The sequence below is a fragment of the Stenotrophomonas sp. LARHCG68 genome, assembly GCF_052871705.1.
In genome coordinates, this window is the sequence record NZ_JBIXJV010000002.1 from 802,284 (window position 1) to 818,441 (window position 16,158).

The following is a 16,158-nucleotide window of genomic DNA, read 5'->3' on the forward strand; positions in this document are numbered from 1 at the left end:
GCAAGATGGCGCGATGACCGCCGTACCCGATTTCCGCCTCTATCACTCCAATGCCCTGGACGTGCTGGCCTCGCTGCTGGCCCATGCCCTGCGCGAACCTGCGCCCGGGCAGCCGCTGCTGGCCGCCGACACGGTGCTGATCCCGCAGGTGGCGATGCGGCGTTGGCTGCAGTCCACGCTGGCGGCTGAGTACGGCATCGCCGCCAACCTGGAGTTCCTCACGCCCGGCGAGTTCGTGGCGCGCGCGCTCAACGCCAACGTCAGTGGTGAAGCCGACGACCTCGGCGCCAGTGGCCTGCATTGGCGGCTGTACGCGGCGTTGACCGATCCGGCGCTGATGGCCCGGCCGCCGATGGCCGCGCTGCGCGCCTACCTGGACCGCGACGACCCGCTGCGGCCGTGGGCGTTGGCCGGCGAGCTGGGCGGGGTATTCGAGAAGTACCAGGCCTGGCGCCGCGACTGGCTGCTGGACTGGGAGAAGGGCGGCGAGCCCAACGATCCCCAGGCCATCCTGTGGCGGGCCATCGCCGGGGGCCACCAGTACCGCGCACGCCGCATCGACGACTACCTGCGCCGCTTCGAGGGCGAGGGAAAGCCGTTGCCGCAGGGCCTGCCGGGGCGGCTGTTCGCCTTCGCCACGCTCAATGTGTCGCCGGACGTGCTGCGGGTGATCGCCACCCAGGCGCGGGTCGGCACGTTGCACTTCTATATGCCCACGCCGACCCGCTCGTACTGGGGCGACCTGCAGACGCTGGGCGAGAAGCTGCGCAGCGGCGAGGCCGATCCGTTCGGCGCGCAGGCCGGCGAGAACCCGCTGCTACAGGCCTGGGGCGCGGCTGGCCGCGACTTCATGGCGGTACTGGGCAGTTACGAGGTGGTGCACCCCTCCGGCGAGATCGCCGCCTACGTCGATCCGGAAAGCGAGGCCGGCCCCGGCCTGGATGCCGGTGGGCTGGGGGACAGCCTGCTGCACCGCCTGCAGGCCGACCTGTACCACCGCCGCGCGCTGCCCGAACCGCCGCTGCGCGAGCGCCTGCGCGTGGACGACCCCAGCATCCAGGTGCATGCCTGCCACACCCGCCTGCGCGAGATGCAGGTGCTGCACGACCAGTTGCGCGCGCTACTGGAGGACCCGCGCTTCGACCCGCCGCTGCAGCCGCGCGAGATCGCGGTGTTGGCGCCGGACATCGACCCCTACGTGCCGTACCTGGAATCGGTGTTCGGTGGCCGCGGCGGCAGCGACGAGCACATCCCGTGGGCGCTGGCCGATGCCAGCCCGCTGCAGGGCGAGCCGCTGGCCGAGGTGTTCGTGCAGTTGCTGGGCCTGCCGGTGTCGCGCTTCGGCCTCAATGAAATCCTCGACCTGCTGGCCAGCGCGCCGTTGGCCGCCGCCGCCGGGCTGGACGCGGCCGCCTTCGAACGCCTGCACGCCTGGCTGCAGGCCGCCGGTGCCCGCTGGGGCCTGCACGCTGCGCATCGCGCGGACCCGCACCAGGCCCCGCGCGACGATGCCTACACCTGGCAGTTCGCGCTGGACCGCCTGCTGCTCGGCCATGCCAGCGGCAGCGACGAGGACATCGGCGGCGTCGCCCCGTGGCCGGAACTGGAAGGCGGTGCGTTGGCCGCACTGGATGCGCTGATCCGCCTGCTGCGGGTGCTGGCCCGCCACCAGAAGACGTTGGCCGATGCGCTGACCCCGGCGCAATGGCGCGAACGCCTGCTCGGCCTGCTGCAGGCGCTGCTGCCCGAGCCCCCGGCCGAGCCGTCCACCCAGCGCGCGCTGGACCGCCTGCGCAAGCTGGTCAGCGAGTTCGCCGAGGACGCGGACACGGCCGGCTTCGCCGCCAGCGTGCCGGCCGAGGTGGTGCGCGCGCATTTCGCCGCGGTGCTGTCCGAGGCCGATACCCGCGCCCCGCTGCTGACCGGCGGCATCAGCTTTGGCCGCATGGTGCCGATGCGCCTGCTGCCGTTCCGGGTGATCTGCGTGCTGGGCCTGAACGACGGCGACTTCCCGCGTCGCGACCCGGCCGCGGGCCTGAGCCGGCTCACCGCCGAGCTGGGCACCACGCGCCGCCGCCATGGCGACCGCTCGCTGCGCGAGGACGACCGCTTCCTGTTCCTGCAGCTGTTCGCCTCCGCTCAGGAGGTGTTCTACCTGAGCTACCTGGGTGCCGATGCGCGCGATGGCAGCGTGCGCGAGCCCTCGGTGCTGGTCAGCGAACTGATCGACGCGGCCGCCGCCTACCACCAGGACCCGGCCGCGGTGCGCCGGCAGCTGGTGGTACGCCACCCGCTGCAGCCGTTCGCGCCGACCGCGTTCGGCGGCGAGGAGCCGCGCCGCTTCAGCTATCGCCAGCAATGGCACCCGGCCGCCGGTGCGGTCGGTGGCAACAGGCGTGCGCTGGCGCCATGGTTCACCGGCCTGCAGGCCGCGCCGTTGCCGGCCGCGCTGGAGGACGATGCCTTGTCGCTGGACAGCCTGCGCCGCTTCCTGTCCGACCCGGCCGGGCAGTTCCTCGGCCAGCGGCTGGGCCTGCGCCTGGCCGGCGAGATCGACCACAGCGAAGACACCGAGCCGCTGGTCGTCCCCGGCGGTGGCCGCGAGCATTCGGCCCTGCAGCAGCAGGTGTTGACCGCCTTGTTGGAAGGCCGCGAACAGGGGCTGTACCAGCGCCTGCGTGCGCGCGCGCTGTTGCCGTCCGGTGCGCTGGGCCAACAGCAGTTCAAGCGCGTACTCGGCCGGGTCCGGCCCAGCGCCGAAGCCTTCGCGGCCTGGTACGACGGCCAGCCGTTGCGCTCGGAACTGTACGAAGTAGAGATCGATGGCCTGCGCCTGCACGGGCGGGTCAACCAGATTCATCCACAGGGGCTGGTGCGCCTGCATGCCGGTGCGCCCGGGGTGGCCTACGTGCTGCGCGGGGGGCTGGACTGGTTGCTGGCCAATGCCGCCGGTGCCGGCCTGCCGCTGCTGCAGTTCCACGACGGCGGGCAGGACGGGCACGGCCCGCATGCCCTGCCGGCGCCCTCGCCGGAAGCGGCACAAAACGCCCTGAAAGCCTTGCTGCAGCTACGTTCCGACGGTCTGCAGGCGCCGCTGCTGTTTGCCCCGTACACCGGTTGGGAGATCTACAACGCCGCTGCCGAAAACCGCGAAAAGTCTGCACACACGCGCTGGTACGGTGGCGACTACAGCTGGGGCGAACGCGACGGCGAAGCGCTGCGGCTGGCTCTGCGCGGCAGCGATCCGTTCGCCGCCGAAGACACTACTCACAGATTTATCCACAACAGCCTGTTGATATTTTCGGCCCTGCGCGAGGGCCGGGTACGGGCCGAACCAGGCCCGGCCGGGCGCACTGGAGGTGCGGCATGAACACCGCCGTACACGACCCCTACCTGGACCTGCCGCTGGACGGGCTACGCCTGATCGAAGCCAGCGCCGGCACCGGCAAGACCTTCACCCTGGCCACGCTGTTCACCCGCCTGGTGGTCGAGCGCGGCCTGCGCATGGGCCAGATCCTGGCGGTGACCTTCACCGATGCCGCCACCCAGGAGCTGCGCAAGCGCATCCGTGAACGCCTGGACCTGGCCGCGCGCCTGGTCGGGGTGGCGCCGGACGCCAGCGACACCCCGGAAACCGCGCTGACCCACGCCGTCCTGCAACGCCACCTGGACCAGGGCGGCGAGAGCGCGACCCAGCTGGGCCGCCGCCTGCGCGCGGCCGCCGAGGAAACCGACCTGGCGGCGATCTTCACCATCCACGGCTTCTGCACCCGCGTGCTCGGCGAATACGCGCTGGAAAGCGGGCACACCTTCGCCGCGCCGGAACTGCTGGCCAACACCCGCGAACTGCATGCCGAACTGGCCGCCGACCTGTGGCGCCTCCATGCCGGCCAAGGTGAGCAGCTGGAGGCCCTGCTGGGCCTGTGGAAAAGTCCCGATGCGCTGGCCGCCGACCTGGACAAGCTGGCCGGCGAGCTGCCGCTGCTGCCCGAGGTACCGGACAGCCTGGTCGAGGACGCCCGCCCATTGCGCGATGCCGCCATGCAGCGCCTGGCCGCCGGCCTGATCGAACACGGAGCGAGCTACCTGCAGCAGCTGCGCGAGGCCATGGACGGCGGCGTACTCAACAAGGCCAGCTACAAGCCGGACTGGGTCAACACGGTGTTCCTGCAGCTGGAGCAGTGGAGCCGCCATCCCGACCCGGAGGTTGAACTCGACGAACGGCTGGAGCGGCTCACGCTGGAGGCGCTCACCGCCAAGACCAACAAGGCCAAGGCCGGCAGCACGCCGGTGTCGCCGTTGCAGCCGCTGCTTGCCGACTACCTGCAGGCAATGGCGCAGGTCACCCGCTGGCAGCGCCAGCAGTCGATCGCGTTGCTGCACCAGCTGCGCGACGAAGCCCGCCAGCGCTTGCGCACGTTCAAGCAGCAACGCCGGCTGCAGACCTACGACGACCTGATCGACAACGTCGCCCATGCCCTGCAGGGCGAACACGGCGCGGTGCTGGCCGCGCGCCTGCGCGCGCAGTACCGCTTCGCGCTGGTGGACGAATTCCAGGACACCGACCCGCGCCAGTGGGACATCTTCCGCAGCGTGTTCGCGCCCGGCGATGGCAGCGAGGCCGCGTTGTTCCTGATCGGCGACCCCAAGCAGGCCATCTACGGTTTCCGTGGCGGCGACGTGCACACCTACCTGCAGGCCAAGGCATTGGCCGAGGCGGCACCGGCGCTGGACCGCAACTTCCGTTCGCGCCCCAGCGTGCTGCGTGCCATCCAGGCGCTGTACTACAACGCCGGCAGTACCGCCTTCCTCGATGAGCGCATCCAATTCGAACCGGTGCTGCCGGGCAGCAAGCGCACCGATGCCGACTACCTGATCGATGGTGCGCCCGCGCCGGCGTTGAGCGTGTGCGTGATCCAGGGCGATGCCGACGGCAAGCCGCTCAAGGCCGACGATGCCCGCGAGGCCGCCACGCTGGCCTGCGTCGGTGATATCCACAGGGTATTGCGTGCGTCGCGCGAGGGCCGCGCGCAGGTGGATGGCGCGCCGGTGCAGCCCGGCGACATCGCCGTGCTGGTGCGTTCGCACAAGGAGGCCGCGCGCATCCAGCAGGCCCTGGCGGCGGTGGGCATCCCGGCGGTGGCGGCAGGCAAGCAGAGCCTGTTCTCCAGTGCCGAGGCGCACGAGGTGCGGCTGCTGTTGCTGGCCTTGCTGCAACCGGCCGACGAAGGCCGGCTGCGCGCGGCGTTGTCCACCGTGCTGCTGGGCGAGGACGCCGCCGCGATCGCGGCGATGGAGCACGAGGGCGACCGCCAACGCGCGCACCAGGAACGCCTGCTGCAATGGCGCGAGCGTTGGCAGCGCGGTGGCGTGCTGGCACTGCTGTCCGACCTTGCCGCCGAGCAGGCCGAACGCCTGCTGGCGCTGGTCGATGGCGAGCGCCGCCTGACCAATTACCTGCAGCTGGGCGAACAGCTGCAGGAAGCCAGCAACCGCAGCATCGGCCTGCATGGCCTGCTCGACTGGCTGCAGACGCGCATGGCGCACGCCGATGAAAGCGACGAGACCCAGTTGCTGCGGCTGGAATCGGACGCGCGCCGGGTGCAGATCATCACCCTGCACAAGAGCAAGGGCCTGGAGTACCCGCTGGTCTACCTGCCGTTCGTCGGCATCGCGACCAACGCACCGGATACGTCCAACCACCGCACCGTGCACGACGGTGCACAGCGCGTGCTGCATTGGAAGATCGACAAGGAAGACCCGCAGTGGAAAGCCGTCGGCCAGCAGGTCAGCGCCGAGGAGGAAGCCGAAACCGCACGCCTGCTGTACGTCGGCCTGACCCGCGCCGAGCACGCCCTGTGGATAACCGGTGGCGCACTGACCGGCCTGGCGTCCTCGCGGCTGGGCCCGATGCTGCAGGACATGGCCGCGCTGGCCGCGCACGCGGATATCCACATCGTCGATGGTGGCCCGCACAGCCTGCCGCCGCGGCTGCCCGCCGAGCGCGAGCAGGCGTTGCCGCCGGTGCGCGCGGTGCAGCGCGTGGTGCCGCACGACTGGTGGGTGTACAGCTTCACCCAGCTGGCGCATGCCGACGGCGGGCAGGACACCTCCGCCGCGGCCACCGAGGACAAGGGCGGCGCCTCCGACGAACCGGCACAGGTGGACGTGGAGGCCGAGCCGGCCGTGGTCGATACGCCGGCCGAGGTGTTCGACCCCCGCTTTGCCGGCAGTCGTTTCGGCAACGTGCTGCATGCCGCGCTGGAGAACGTGGACTTCGCCGCCTGGCATCACTGGCAGGCGGGTGAGGCTGCGCCGGACGGACAGGACGCGATCATTGCCAAGGCCCTGCGCGACGACGGCTACGTGGAGCAGGACATCGCCGACGGCGTCAGCCTGCTGACCGGCTTGATCGGCCAGACCCTGACCGTGACCTTGCCCGAGGGCGGCGCGCTGCACTCGCTGGCCGTGGGTACGTACAGCGCCGAGATCGAGTTCCACTTCGCCATGCAGGCCACCACCGTGCCGGCCCTGCTGCGGGTGCTGCATGTGCACGGCGTGGTGCGTGACCGCCACGGCTTTGGCCTGCGCCGCCAACTGGAAGGGCTGATGACCGGCAAGATCGACTTGACCTACGTCCGCGACGGACGCTGGTACGTGCTGGACTACAAATCCAACCGGTTGCCGGACTACGCGCCCTCGCAGCTGGAAGCGGCGATGCAGCACAGCGAGTACGACCTGCAGGCGCTGATCTACACCGTGGCCCTGCACCGTTGGCTGCGGTTCCGCATCGGTGCCGGTTACGACTACGCGCGCGACTTCGGCGGCATCCGCTACCTGTTCTGCCGCGGCCTGGACGCCAGCCGCACGCCGTCGCCGGGGTTGTACGCGCACCGTTTCGCGCCGGAACTGGTGCATGCGGTGGATGAACTGTTTGCCGGTGGCCGCGAAAGCCATGCGGCGCTGTTGGCGCGCTTGGAGGGCGAGGCATGAGCCTGCTCAAGGCCTTGAACAACGCCGGTGCCCTGCGCGCGCTGGACCACGCACTGGCGCAGAGCCTGCGCCGGCTGGACCCGGACACGCCGGACGCCGTGCTGGCCGCCACCGCGCTGGCATCGCTGGCGGTATCGCAGGGCCATGCTGGCTTTGACCCACGCCAGCCGCAGCGGCTGGTCGACGTGGGCGTGGAGTGGCCGGACCCGGCGCAGTGGAGCGCACAGCTGGCGGCCTCGCCATGGATCGTGTCGACGGCCGATGCGCGCGAGGCCAGCGCGCAGTCGCTGCTGGTCTGGGAGAACGGCCTGCTCTACCTGCGGCGTTACCGCGAGTACGAGCGGCGCCTGGCGCTGGGACTGCAACGGATCGGTGGCGTGCGCCCGCCCTTGGCGGCGCTGGGCGGTGTGGCGGCGCTGTTCACGCGGTTGTTCCCGGGCGAGGTGCTGCCGTTGGTGGCAACGCAGGGGGAACTGTTTGGGATGCCCTCACCCCAGCCCTCTCCCGCAGGCGGGAGAGGGGGCCAAGCGCAGCACGTTGAGCGTCAGTCCTCCCTTCTCCCGCAGGCGGGAGAAGGTGCCCGAAGGGCGGATGAGGGCAACAAACCCCTCGCCGGCAACCTCCAGGCCCGCGCCGCCGCCGTCGCCCTGCGTCACAACCTGCTGCTGGTCACCGGCGGCCCGGGCACCGGCAAGACCACCACCATCACCCGCCTTCTGGTGCTGCTGGCCGCGCAGGCCCGGGCCGAGGGCAAGCCGGCGCCGCGCGTAGCCCTGGCTGCCCCGACCGGCCGCGCCGCCGAACGCATGGCCGAAAGCCTGCGCAACGCCCTGCAGGTGTTGCCCGGTGCCGGTGTCGATGCCGCCTTGTGCGAGCAGTTGCCGACCACCGGCACCACCCTGCATCGCCTGCTCGGCGTGATTCCGGATTCGCCGCGTTTCCGCCACCACGCCGACAACCCGCTGCCCTACGAGGTGGTGGTGGTCGATGAGGCCTCGATGATCGACCTGCCGCTGATGACCAAGCTGGTCGAAGCGGTGGCCGACGGCACCCGGCTGGTACTGCTGGGTGATCCCGACCAGCTGCCGTCGGTGGAAGCCGGCGACGTGCTCAGCGCCATCCTGCGCGCCGCCGGCGACGGCCAGCGCATCGCCGTGGCCGATGCGCAAGCGCTGCAGCCACTGCTCGGCAGCCTGCCCACCGAGGCCGTCGAAACCACCCCGAACGCCTTCGCCGGTGCCCGCGTGCAGCTGCAACGCGGTTATCGCCAGAGCGATGCCCTGCAGCTGGCACCGCTGGCCACCGCGATGCGCGAGGGCGATGCCGGACAGGCGCTGGCGCTGCTGCGCGGGAAGACCCTGGCCGGCGTGCATTTCCATGAAGGCGAGGTTGATCCGCTGGCGGCATGGCGGGGGCCGCTGCAGCAGTACTGGGAGTCCCTGGCCACCGCCAGCAGTCCGGCCGAGGCCCTGGCCCTGACCGGCCGCCTGCGCCTGCTCACCGCGGTGCGCGAAGGCCCGCAGGGCGCGCGTGGCCTCAATGCGCGCATCGAGGAACGCCTGGCCGGCGCGTCCCGCCGCGGCAATGCCGGACCCGGCTACTTCCACGGGCGGATGTTGATCATCACCGAGAACAGCTACCGCCACCGCCTGTTCAATGGCGACATCGGCATCTGCCTGAGCGATGGCGGCAGCCGTGGCACCACCGCCTGGTTTCCCGGCGACGATCCGTCCTCGCCGCGCGCCTTCCACCCGGCCGCCTTGCCGGCGCACGAGAGTGCCTTCGCGATGACCGTGCACAAGGCGCAGGGCTCGGAGTTCGACCAGGTCTGGTTGCAGCTGCCACGCCGTGACAACCGCGTGCTCAGCCGCGAGCTGCTGTATACCGGCATCACCCGCGCCCGGCATGGGCTGCACCTGTCCGGCAGCGCCGAGGTGATCGAGGCGGCCCTGGCCCGGCATGCCAGCCGCTGGTCGGGCCTGGCGGAGCGGTTGCTGGGCGGAGCTGCTCCAGCGTGATCGACCCGGCCGCATGAACCGCCCCCTCCCTGGCGCCGAAGGCGCAGGGGAGGGCGGGGAGGGGTAAGCTCCCGCCAAGCCATCCCCTCCCATCAGGACCGCACGATGAAGAACACATGGACGTGGGCCCTCGCCCTGGCCCTGGCCGGCTGCAACGCCCCGCAACCGCCGGCCACGCCCGCCGCCGCCACGGGTACTGCCGCCGACCTCGACCAGGCCCGCGCCTTCCTGGCCCAGGTCTACGCCACGTACTACCCGGACGTGCCGCTGGAGGACGTGCTGCCCGACGATCAGGTCTACGCCCCGGCGCTGCTGGCGGCGATGGAGGCCAACAGCCAGGCCAATGACGGCGAGGTCGGCTACCTCGACGCCGACCCGCTGTGCCAATGCCAGGACACCGCGCAGGACCTGCGCCAGCTGGCCTTCACCCTCACCCCGCTGGATGGCGGCCGGCTGCGTGCCACCGCCCATCTGGCCGATCCGGTCGCACCGCTGGCGCTGGATCTCACCCTCAGCCGCCAGAAGGGCCAGTGGCGCATCGCCGATATCGCCAGCCCGGCCGAACCCAGCCTGCTGAAGGCGCTGGAGCGGGATACCGAAACGGCCCGACAGCGACCCTGAGTGCGGCTGAACCTGAACGCAGGCCATGAACAGGGAGGCCCCCGCCCCCGTGAACCCGCCGTGCTGCCCCCTCCGGGGCCCGGCTGGTAGCATGTCCACCCCGTAATCCAAGCGCTGTCTGTAATGACCGATTCCAAGAACCCGCCCGTCACCCAGGCCCAGGCCGAAGACGCCGTGCGCACCCTGCTGCGCTGGGCCGGTGAAGATCCCGCCCGCGAAGGCCTGCTGGATACCCCGCGCCGGGTGGCCGAGGCCTACGGCGACTGGTTCAAGGGCTACCAGGACGACCCGCGCGAGTACCTGGCACGTACCTTCGAGGAAGTGGCCGGCTACGACGAGATGATCGTGCTGCGCGACATCGAGTACGAAAGCCACTGCGAGCACCACATGGCGCCGATCCTGGGCCGTGTCCACGTCGGCTACGTGCCCAACGGCCGCGTGGTCGGCATCTCCAAGCTGGCGCGCGTGGTCGAGGCCTATGCCCGCCGCTTCCAGGTGCAGGAGAAGATGACCGCGCAGATCGCCGATGTCATCCAGGACGTGCTGCAGCCGCTGGGCGTGGGTGTGGTGGTGGAAGGCTCGCACGAGTGCATGACCACCCGTGGCATCCACAAGCGTGGCGTGTCCATGGTCACCTCGCGCATGCGTGGCACCTTCCATGACGACGCGCGCACCCGCGCCGAGTTCCTGCGTTTCATCGAAGTCGGCCACGCCCGCCGCTAAGCCAAGGACCCGCGCGCTGTCGATGAAGTACCCCAAACGTATTGCCGGCTATCAGCGCCTGCGCGAGCAGCCGCTGTGGAAACTGCTGGCCTCCGACCGCGCGCCGGTGTTGATCGGGCTGCTGCAGGGCCTGTTGCTGGAAGCGGACCGGCGCGTGCCGGGCTCGATCCTGGCCGAGCGCCTGCAGCAGCAGCTGGACGCGCTCAACGCCGAGGAGCTCGACGTCGAGCTGCCGCGCACCGCGCAGGCCTACATCGCCTACTGGCTGTCGCAGGGCTGGCTGGAGCGGCGCCTGCCCGAAGGGGCGAGCGAGGAGGAGTACGAGCTCTCGCGCCAGGCGGTGCAGGCCATCCGCTTCATCGCCGGGGTCGAGCACAACGCCAGCCTGGCCACCGAAAGCCGCCTGTCGATGGTCATGCAGCAGCTCTCGCAGCTGGCCCAGCAGACCGAGACCAACCCCGAGGCACGGCTGGCCGCGCTGCGCGCCGAGCGTGAGCGCATCGACGCGGAGATCGCCCAGGCCGCCAGCGGCAAGGTCGCCACCCTCGACGGCAAGCGCGCGCTGGAACGCACCCGCGACGTGATCCGCCTGGCCGATGACCTGGCCGAGGACTTCCGCCGCGTGCGCGATGACTTCGAGCAGCTCAACCGCCGTTTCCGCGAGCGCATCATCGACGACGAAGGCGCGCGCGGCGACGTGCTCGACCGCCTGTTCAACGGCGTCGACGTGATCGGCGAATCCGATGCCGGGCGCAGCTTCCAGGCGTTCTGGGACCTGCTCAACGACCCGCGCCGCAGCGCCGAGCTCGACGCCGCGCTGGACGCGGTGCTCGACCGTGGCTTCACCCGCAAGCTGGACCGCAACGAGCGCAACTTCCTGCGCAACTTCACCAGCACCCTGCTCGAGCGCGGCGGCCAGGTGCACGAGGTGATGCAGCACTTCGCGCGCAGCCTGCGCGGTTTCGTGCAGAGCCGTGGTTACCTGGAACAGCGCCGCCTCAACCAGCTGCTCAAGCAGGCGCAAGGCCAGGCGCTGCAGCTGCGCGACGACATGCACCCTACCGCCGCCACCGGCTTCGTGCTGCCGCTGTCGGCCGCGCGCCTGCGCTCGATCGGCCAATGGCGCCTGCACGACCCGCGCTGCCACCAGGTCGAGACGGCGATCTTCATGGCCGATGCGGCCGAGATCTCGCTGGACAGCGTCGGCGACCTGGTCGCTCAGTCGGAGATCGACGTGCGCACGCTCAAGGACAACCTGTTCATGCTGCTCGGCACCCGCCCGCAGCTGTCCATCGCGCAGGTGCTGCGCGAGCGGCCGGCGCGGCAGGGCCTGGGCAGCGTGATCGGCTATCTCTCCATCGGCACCCGCCACGGCATGGTGGTGCGCGATCAACTGGAAACCGTGGAATGGACCGGCGGCGACGGCAGGGCACGGCGTGCCCGCGTGCCGCTGGTGTGGTTCCTCAAGGAAAGACGCGATGAACTGGTCTGAGACCGAAATCGAGAACGAAGGCGAAGGCCAGACCGCACCGGCACCCGCCGCACCGGCCACCAACAAGGACACCGGCGCGCTGTTCCTGGGCGACACCGGCCGCCTGCCGGCCGAGGCGCGCCGCGCGCTGTGCCAGCTGCTGGCCGGCCCCAGCGTCGATGCGCAGCGCCAGCCGACCCAGTGGACCGCGTTGCTGCGCCACGAGGACGCGGTGCGCAGCCTGCTGTGCGAGCTGTTCCTGGAACTGGTGCTGGACCGTGACGGCGGCATCGCCTTCACCCGCCAGGCCGATACCGCCGAGCTGGATTCGCCGACCCTGCTGCGCAGCGCGCCGCTGACCTTCATCGAGTCGGTGCTGTTGCTGCACCTGCGCCAGCAGCTGGCCGAGGCCGACACCCGCGGCGAACGCGCGGTGGTGGAGGAGCTGGAACTGGTCGAGGCGATGAGCATCTACCAGAAGAACGTCTCCACCGACCAGGCCGGCTACGGCAAGCGCGTGGCCGCGGCGATCGCCAAGATGCGCGAGAACCAGCTGCTGTCCAAGCTGCGCGGCAGCGAGGACCGCTACGAGATCTCGCCGGCGTTGAAGCTGCTGTTCTCGGCCGAGGACGTGCAGACCCTGGGCGAGGCCTACCGCCAGCTGCGCGAAGGCGAGCCGGCGCCGGCCGAGGCCGAAGCCGAAGCCGCCGGCGAAGACGCCGACGAATGACGCGCACGCGCGTCGAATCACATTTGTTTGTCGCCGTCGCGCCAGGCGCGGCGGTTGAAGGATGAGCCGCATGGACACCGCTTCCCACACCCTGCTTCCCGCCGCCGCGTTGTTCAACGACCCGGCCAGTGATGCCCGCGCGAACCAGTTCCGCATGCGCCGCCTGCAGGTGCTCAACTGGGGCACGTTCTCGGGCCTGACCGAAGTACCGATCGCCGAGCGCGGCTTCCTGTTCGTGGGCCGTTCCGGTTCGGGCAAGTCGACCCTGCTTGATGGCATGAGCGCGCTGCTGACGCCGCCGAGCATCGTCGACTTCAACGCCGCCGCGCGCGAAGCCGAACGTTCCGGCCGCGACCGCTCGCTGGTGTCCTACGTGCGTGGCGCCTGGGCCGACCAGCAGGACAGCGCATCGGGCGAGATCGCCACCCAGTACCTGCGCAAGGGCGCGACCTGGACCGCGCTGGCGCTGGAGTACCACAACGCCCGCGGCGACGCGGTGTCGATCATCCGCATGTTCTGGATCAACGGCGCCGGCACCTCCGCCAACGACGTGCGCAAGCACTACATGGTGGTGCCGCGCCGCTTCGACCTGGCCGAACTCGACGGCTTCGACCTGGACCTGCGCAAGCTGCGCCTGCGCCTGGGCGAGGACGTGGCCCACTTCGACAGCTTCGCCGGCTACGCCGAGCGCTTCCGCCACCTGCTGGGGATCGGCAACGACATGGCGCTGCGCCTGCTGCACAAGACGCAGTCGGCCAAGAATCTGGGCGACCTCAACGCCTTCCTGCGCGGCTTCATGCTGGAAGAGCCGCGCACCTTCGAAGCGGCCGACCGCCTGGTCGAGGACTTCTCCGAGCTGGACGGCGCCCACCACGCGGTGGTGACTGCACGCCGCCAGGTCGAGACGTTGACCCCGGCCCGCGACTACCACCAGGACCTGACCGAGCTGCGCAAGGGCGTGGCCAACCTGCGCGACCTGCAGATCGGCATTGATGGCTTCCGCGAGGAAAAGCGCCTGGAGCTGGTCAATGACCGCCTCAAGGAAGTGGAGGTGGCCGACCGCGGGCTGATGGGCGAGGAAGGCCAGCGCCGCCAGGCGCTGGACAACCACGAGCAGAAGCTGGTTGAGCTGGAACGCCAGCAGCGCGAGCAGGGTGGCGAGCGCATCGAGGAACTGGAGCGCGAGCGCACCCGCGTCGAGCGCGAGGTCGAGGAACGCGCGCGCCGCCGCAAGCAATTGGAAACCGCGTGCCGCCAGCTGGGCATGTCGCTGGCCGACACCGCTTCGGTGTTCGCCGAGCAGGTCGAACAGGCACGTGCGTTGATCGATGGCAGCCGTGACGGTGCCGGCACCGTGGACGATGCCATCGCCGAGCGCATGGCCGAGCGTCGCGATGACGAGAAGCGTTTCAATGCGCTGCGCGTGGAGCTGGAATCGCTCAAGTCCGCGCCCAGCTCGATCCCGGCGCCGCTGCAGCAGATGCGCGCCCGCCTGTGCGACGACACCGGCCTGCCCGAATCGGTGCTGCCCTTCGTCGGCGAGCTGATCCAGGTGCGCGAGGACCAGATCGGTTGGCGCGGCGCGATCGAGCGCGTGCTGCACGGTTTCGCGCAGTCGCTGCTGGTCGATGAGAAGCACCACAGCCAGGTGGCCGAGTGGGCCAACCGCACCCACCTGGGCACCAAGCTGGTCTACTTCCGCGTGCGCGACAACGAGTCGCTGCATGCGCGCGAGCCGGACAAGCGTTCGTTGATCCACAAGCTGCAGCTGCGCGACCACGTGTTCGGCGACTGGGTCCATAACGAACTGCTGCGCCGCTTCGATTACACCTGCGTGGAGAACGCCAGCCAGCTGCGCAACGAAGACCGCGCACTGACCCGCGAAGGCCAGATCAAGCACCCGGGCGATCGCTACGAGAAGGACGACCGCCACGCCGTCAACGACCGCAAGCGCTGGATGCTGGGCCACGACAACCGCGACAAGCGCCGCGTCTACGAGCGCGAGGCGCAGGAGCTGGCGCAGCGCATCGCGCGCAGCGAGTCGGACGTGGCCATGCTGCGCAAGCAGCGCGAGAGCGGGCAGGAAAAGCAGCTGGCCGCGCGCGTGCTGGTCGAGCGCGACTGGGACGAGATCGACGTCGGCCCGCGCCTGCAGCGCCTGGCCGATATCGACGAGCAGCTGGTGGACCTGCGCGAGGGCGACAACGCGTTGGCGCGCGTCGGCCAGCAGATCGAGCTGACCCGCGGCCTGCGCGACCAGGCCAAGCGCACCTACGAGGACGTGCGGCTGGAACGCGCGCAGCTTTCGCGTGAGCGCGTGCGGCTGGAACAGCAGCGTGACAATGGCGCGGCCCGCGTCGCCGGTGCGCCGCTGACCGATGCCCAGCGTGACGGCCTGGGCGAGCGCCTGGAGGCGTTGCCGGGCTTCAACCTGGATACGCTGGAAAGCCACTTCCGCGTGATCGAGCGTGGCCTGGCCGAGGAGCTGGGGCAGAGCCAGAGCCGCGACGCCAAGCTCACCCAGCACCTGCTCGACTGCTTCCGCAAGTACTGCCAGCAGTGGCCGGAGGACTCTGGTGACTTCACGGTGTCGCTGAGCAGCGCCGATGACTTCCTGGCACGCCTGCAGCGCCTGGAGAGCGACGGCCTGCCACGCCACGAAGGCCGCTTCTTCGACCTGCTGCAGACCCAGAGCAAGAACAACCTGCTCGCCCTGCAGCGCCACACCGCCGAGGCGCACAAGGCGATCAAGCAGCGCATGGACGAGGTCAACGCCTCGCTGGAGCAGGTGCCGTTCAACCGCGGCACCGTGCTGGCCATCGACGTCAGCGACCGGCGCCTGCCGGAAGTGCAGGACTTCCAGCTGCAGCTGCGCGCGGTGCTGACCCACCAGCAGACCGAAGACCGTTCGCTGGCCGAAACCCAGTTCAACGTGCTGCGTGACCTGGTGCGCCGCCTCGGTGCACAGGAACCAGAGCTGCGCCGCTGGCGTGAGCAGGTGCTGGACGTGCGCCAGCACGTGGAGTTCTACGGCGTCGAGCTCGACGGTGAAACCCGCGAGCAGGTCGAGATCTACCGCAGCGGCGCCGGCAAGTCCGGTGGCCAGCGCCAGAAGCTGGCCACCACCTGCCTGGCCGCGGCGCTGCGTTACCAGCTCGGTGGCGAAGACGGCGAACTGCCGCGCTACGCCGCCGTGGTGCTCGACGAAGCCTTCGACAAGGCCGACAACGAGTTCACCGCGCTGGCGATGAACATCTTCGAGAACTTCGGCTTCCAGATGGTGGTGGCCACCCCGCTGAAGTCGGTGATGACGCTGGAGCCGTTCATTGGTGGCGCCTGCTTCGTCGAGATCAGCGGTCGCCACGATTCGGGCGTGCTGCTGATCGAATACGACGACGAGGCCAATCGCCTGAAGCTGCCGGCCCGCGCCCGTGGCGCCGCCGCCCGCGAACAGGACGAGGCCGGTGACGGGGAAGTCGTGGTAGCCGATGCCGAAGCCGCGCCGAAGAAGAAGCCGGCAAGGAAGAGCACGGCCACCGAGCAGTAAGCCCCGGCATTCCTCCCTTGCCACTGGCGAGGGAGGAAGCACGGCAGGAGCGGGT

General features: G+C 70.4%; 7 protein-coding genes and 1 pseudogene. All 8 read left to right on the forward strand.

Features of this window, described 5'->3' with window-relative positions:
- The first annotated feature begins 13 nt into the window (after positions 1-13).
- A complete protein-coding gene (recC, locus tag ACIPR8_RS10930; protein ID WP_446541035.1) occupies positions 14-3,370 on the forward strand; it encodes an exodeoxyribonuclease V subunit gamma in 3,357 nt (1,118 codons plus the stop codon).
- Complete coding sequence (recB, locus tag ACIPR8_RS10935; RefSeq protein WP_446541036.1) at positions 3,367-6,993, forward strand: exodeoxyribonuclease V subunit beta; 3,627 nt, start codon at positions 3,367-3,369, stop codon at positions 6,991-6,993. The genes recC and recB overlap by 4 nt, the downstream gene beginning before the upstream one ends.
- Positions 6,990-9,011, forward strand: a complete 2,022-nt coding sequence (gene recD, locus ACIPR8_RS10940) for an exodeoxyribonuclease V subunit alpha (protein ID WP_446541037.1) — start codon at positions 6,990-6,992, stop codon at positions 9,009-9,011. The genes recB and recD overlap by 4 nt, the downstream gene beginning before the upstream one ends.
- Positions 9,012-9,116: 105 nt before the next feature.
- Positions 9,117-9,632 carry a DUF3828 domain-containing protein gene (locus ACIPR8_RS10945; protein WP_446541038.1) on the forward strand — a complete coding sequence of 172 codons (516 nt, stop codon included), beginning with the start codon at positions 9,117-9,119 and terminating at the stop codon, positions 9,630-9,632.
- Positions 9,633-9,755: 123 nt separating this feature from the next.
- On the forward strand, positions 9,756-10,355 hold the full coding sequence (gene folE / locus ACIPR8_RS10950; protein WP_132864091.1) for a GTP cyclohydrolase I FolE: 600 nt from the start codon (positions 9,756-9,758) through the stop codon (positions 10,353-10,355).
- A gap of 22 nt (positions 10,356-10,377) precedes the next feature.
- A complete protein-coding gene (locus ACIPR8_RS10955) occupies positions 10,378-11,847 on the forward strand; it encodes a DUF3375 domain-containing protein (RefSeq protein WP_446541039.1) in 1,470 nt (489 codons plus the stop codon).
- The gene (locus ACIPR8_RS10960) at positions 11,834-12,556 is read left to right on the forward strand and encodes a DUF4194 domain-containing protein (protein WP_446541040.1); all 723 of its coding nucleotides are present in this window, start codon (positions 11,834-11,836) and stop codon (positions 12,554-12,556) included. Before ACIPR8_RS10955 ends, ACIPR8_RS10960 begins: the two co-directional genes overlap by 14 nt.
- 70 nt (positions 12,557-12,626) lie before the next feature.
- Positions 12,627-16,097: pseudogene (locus ACIPR8_RS10965) on the forward strand (ATP-binding protein); the annotation flags it as partial.
- Positions 16,098-16,158 lie beyond the last annotated feature (61 nt).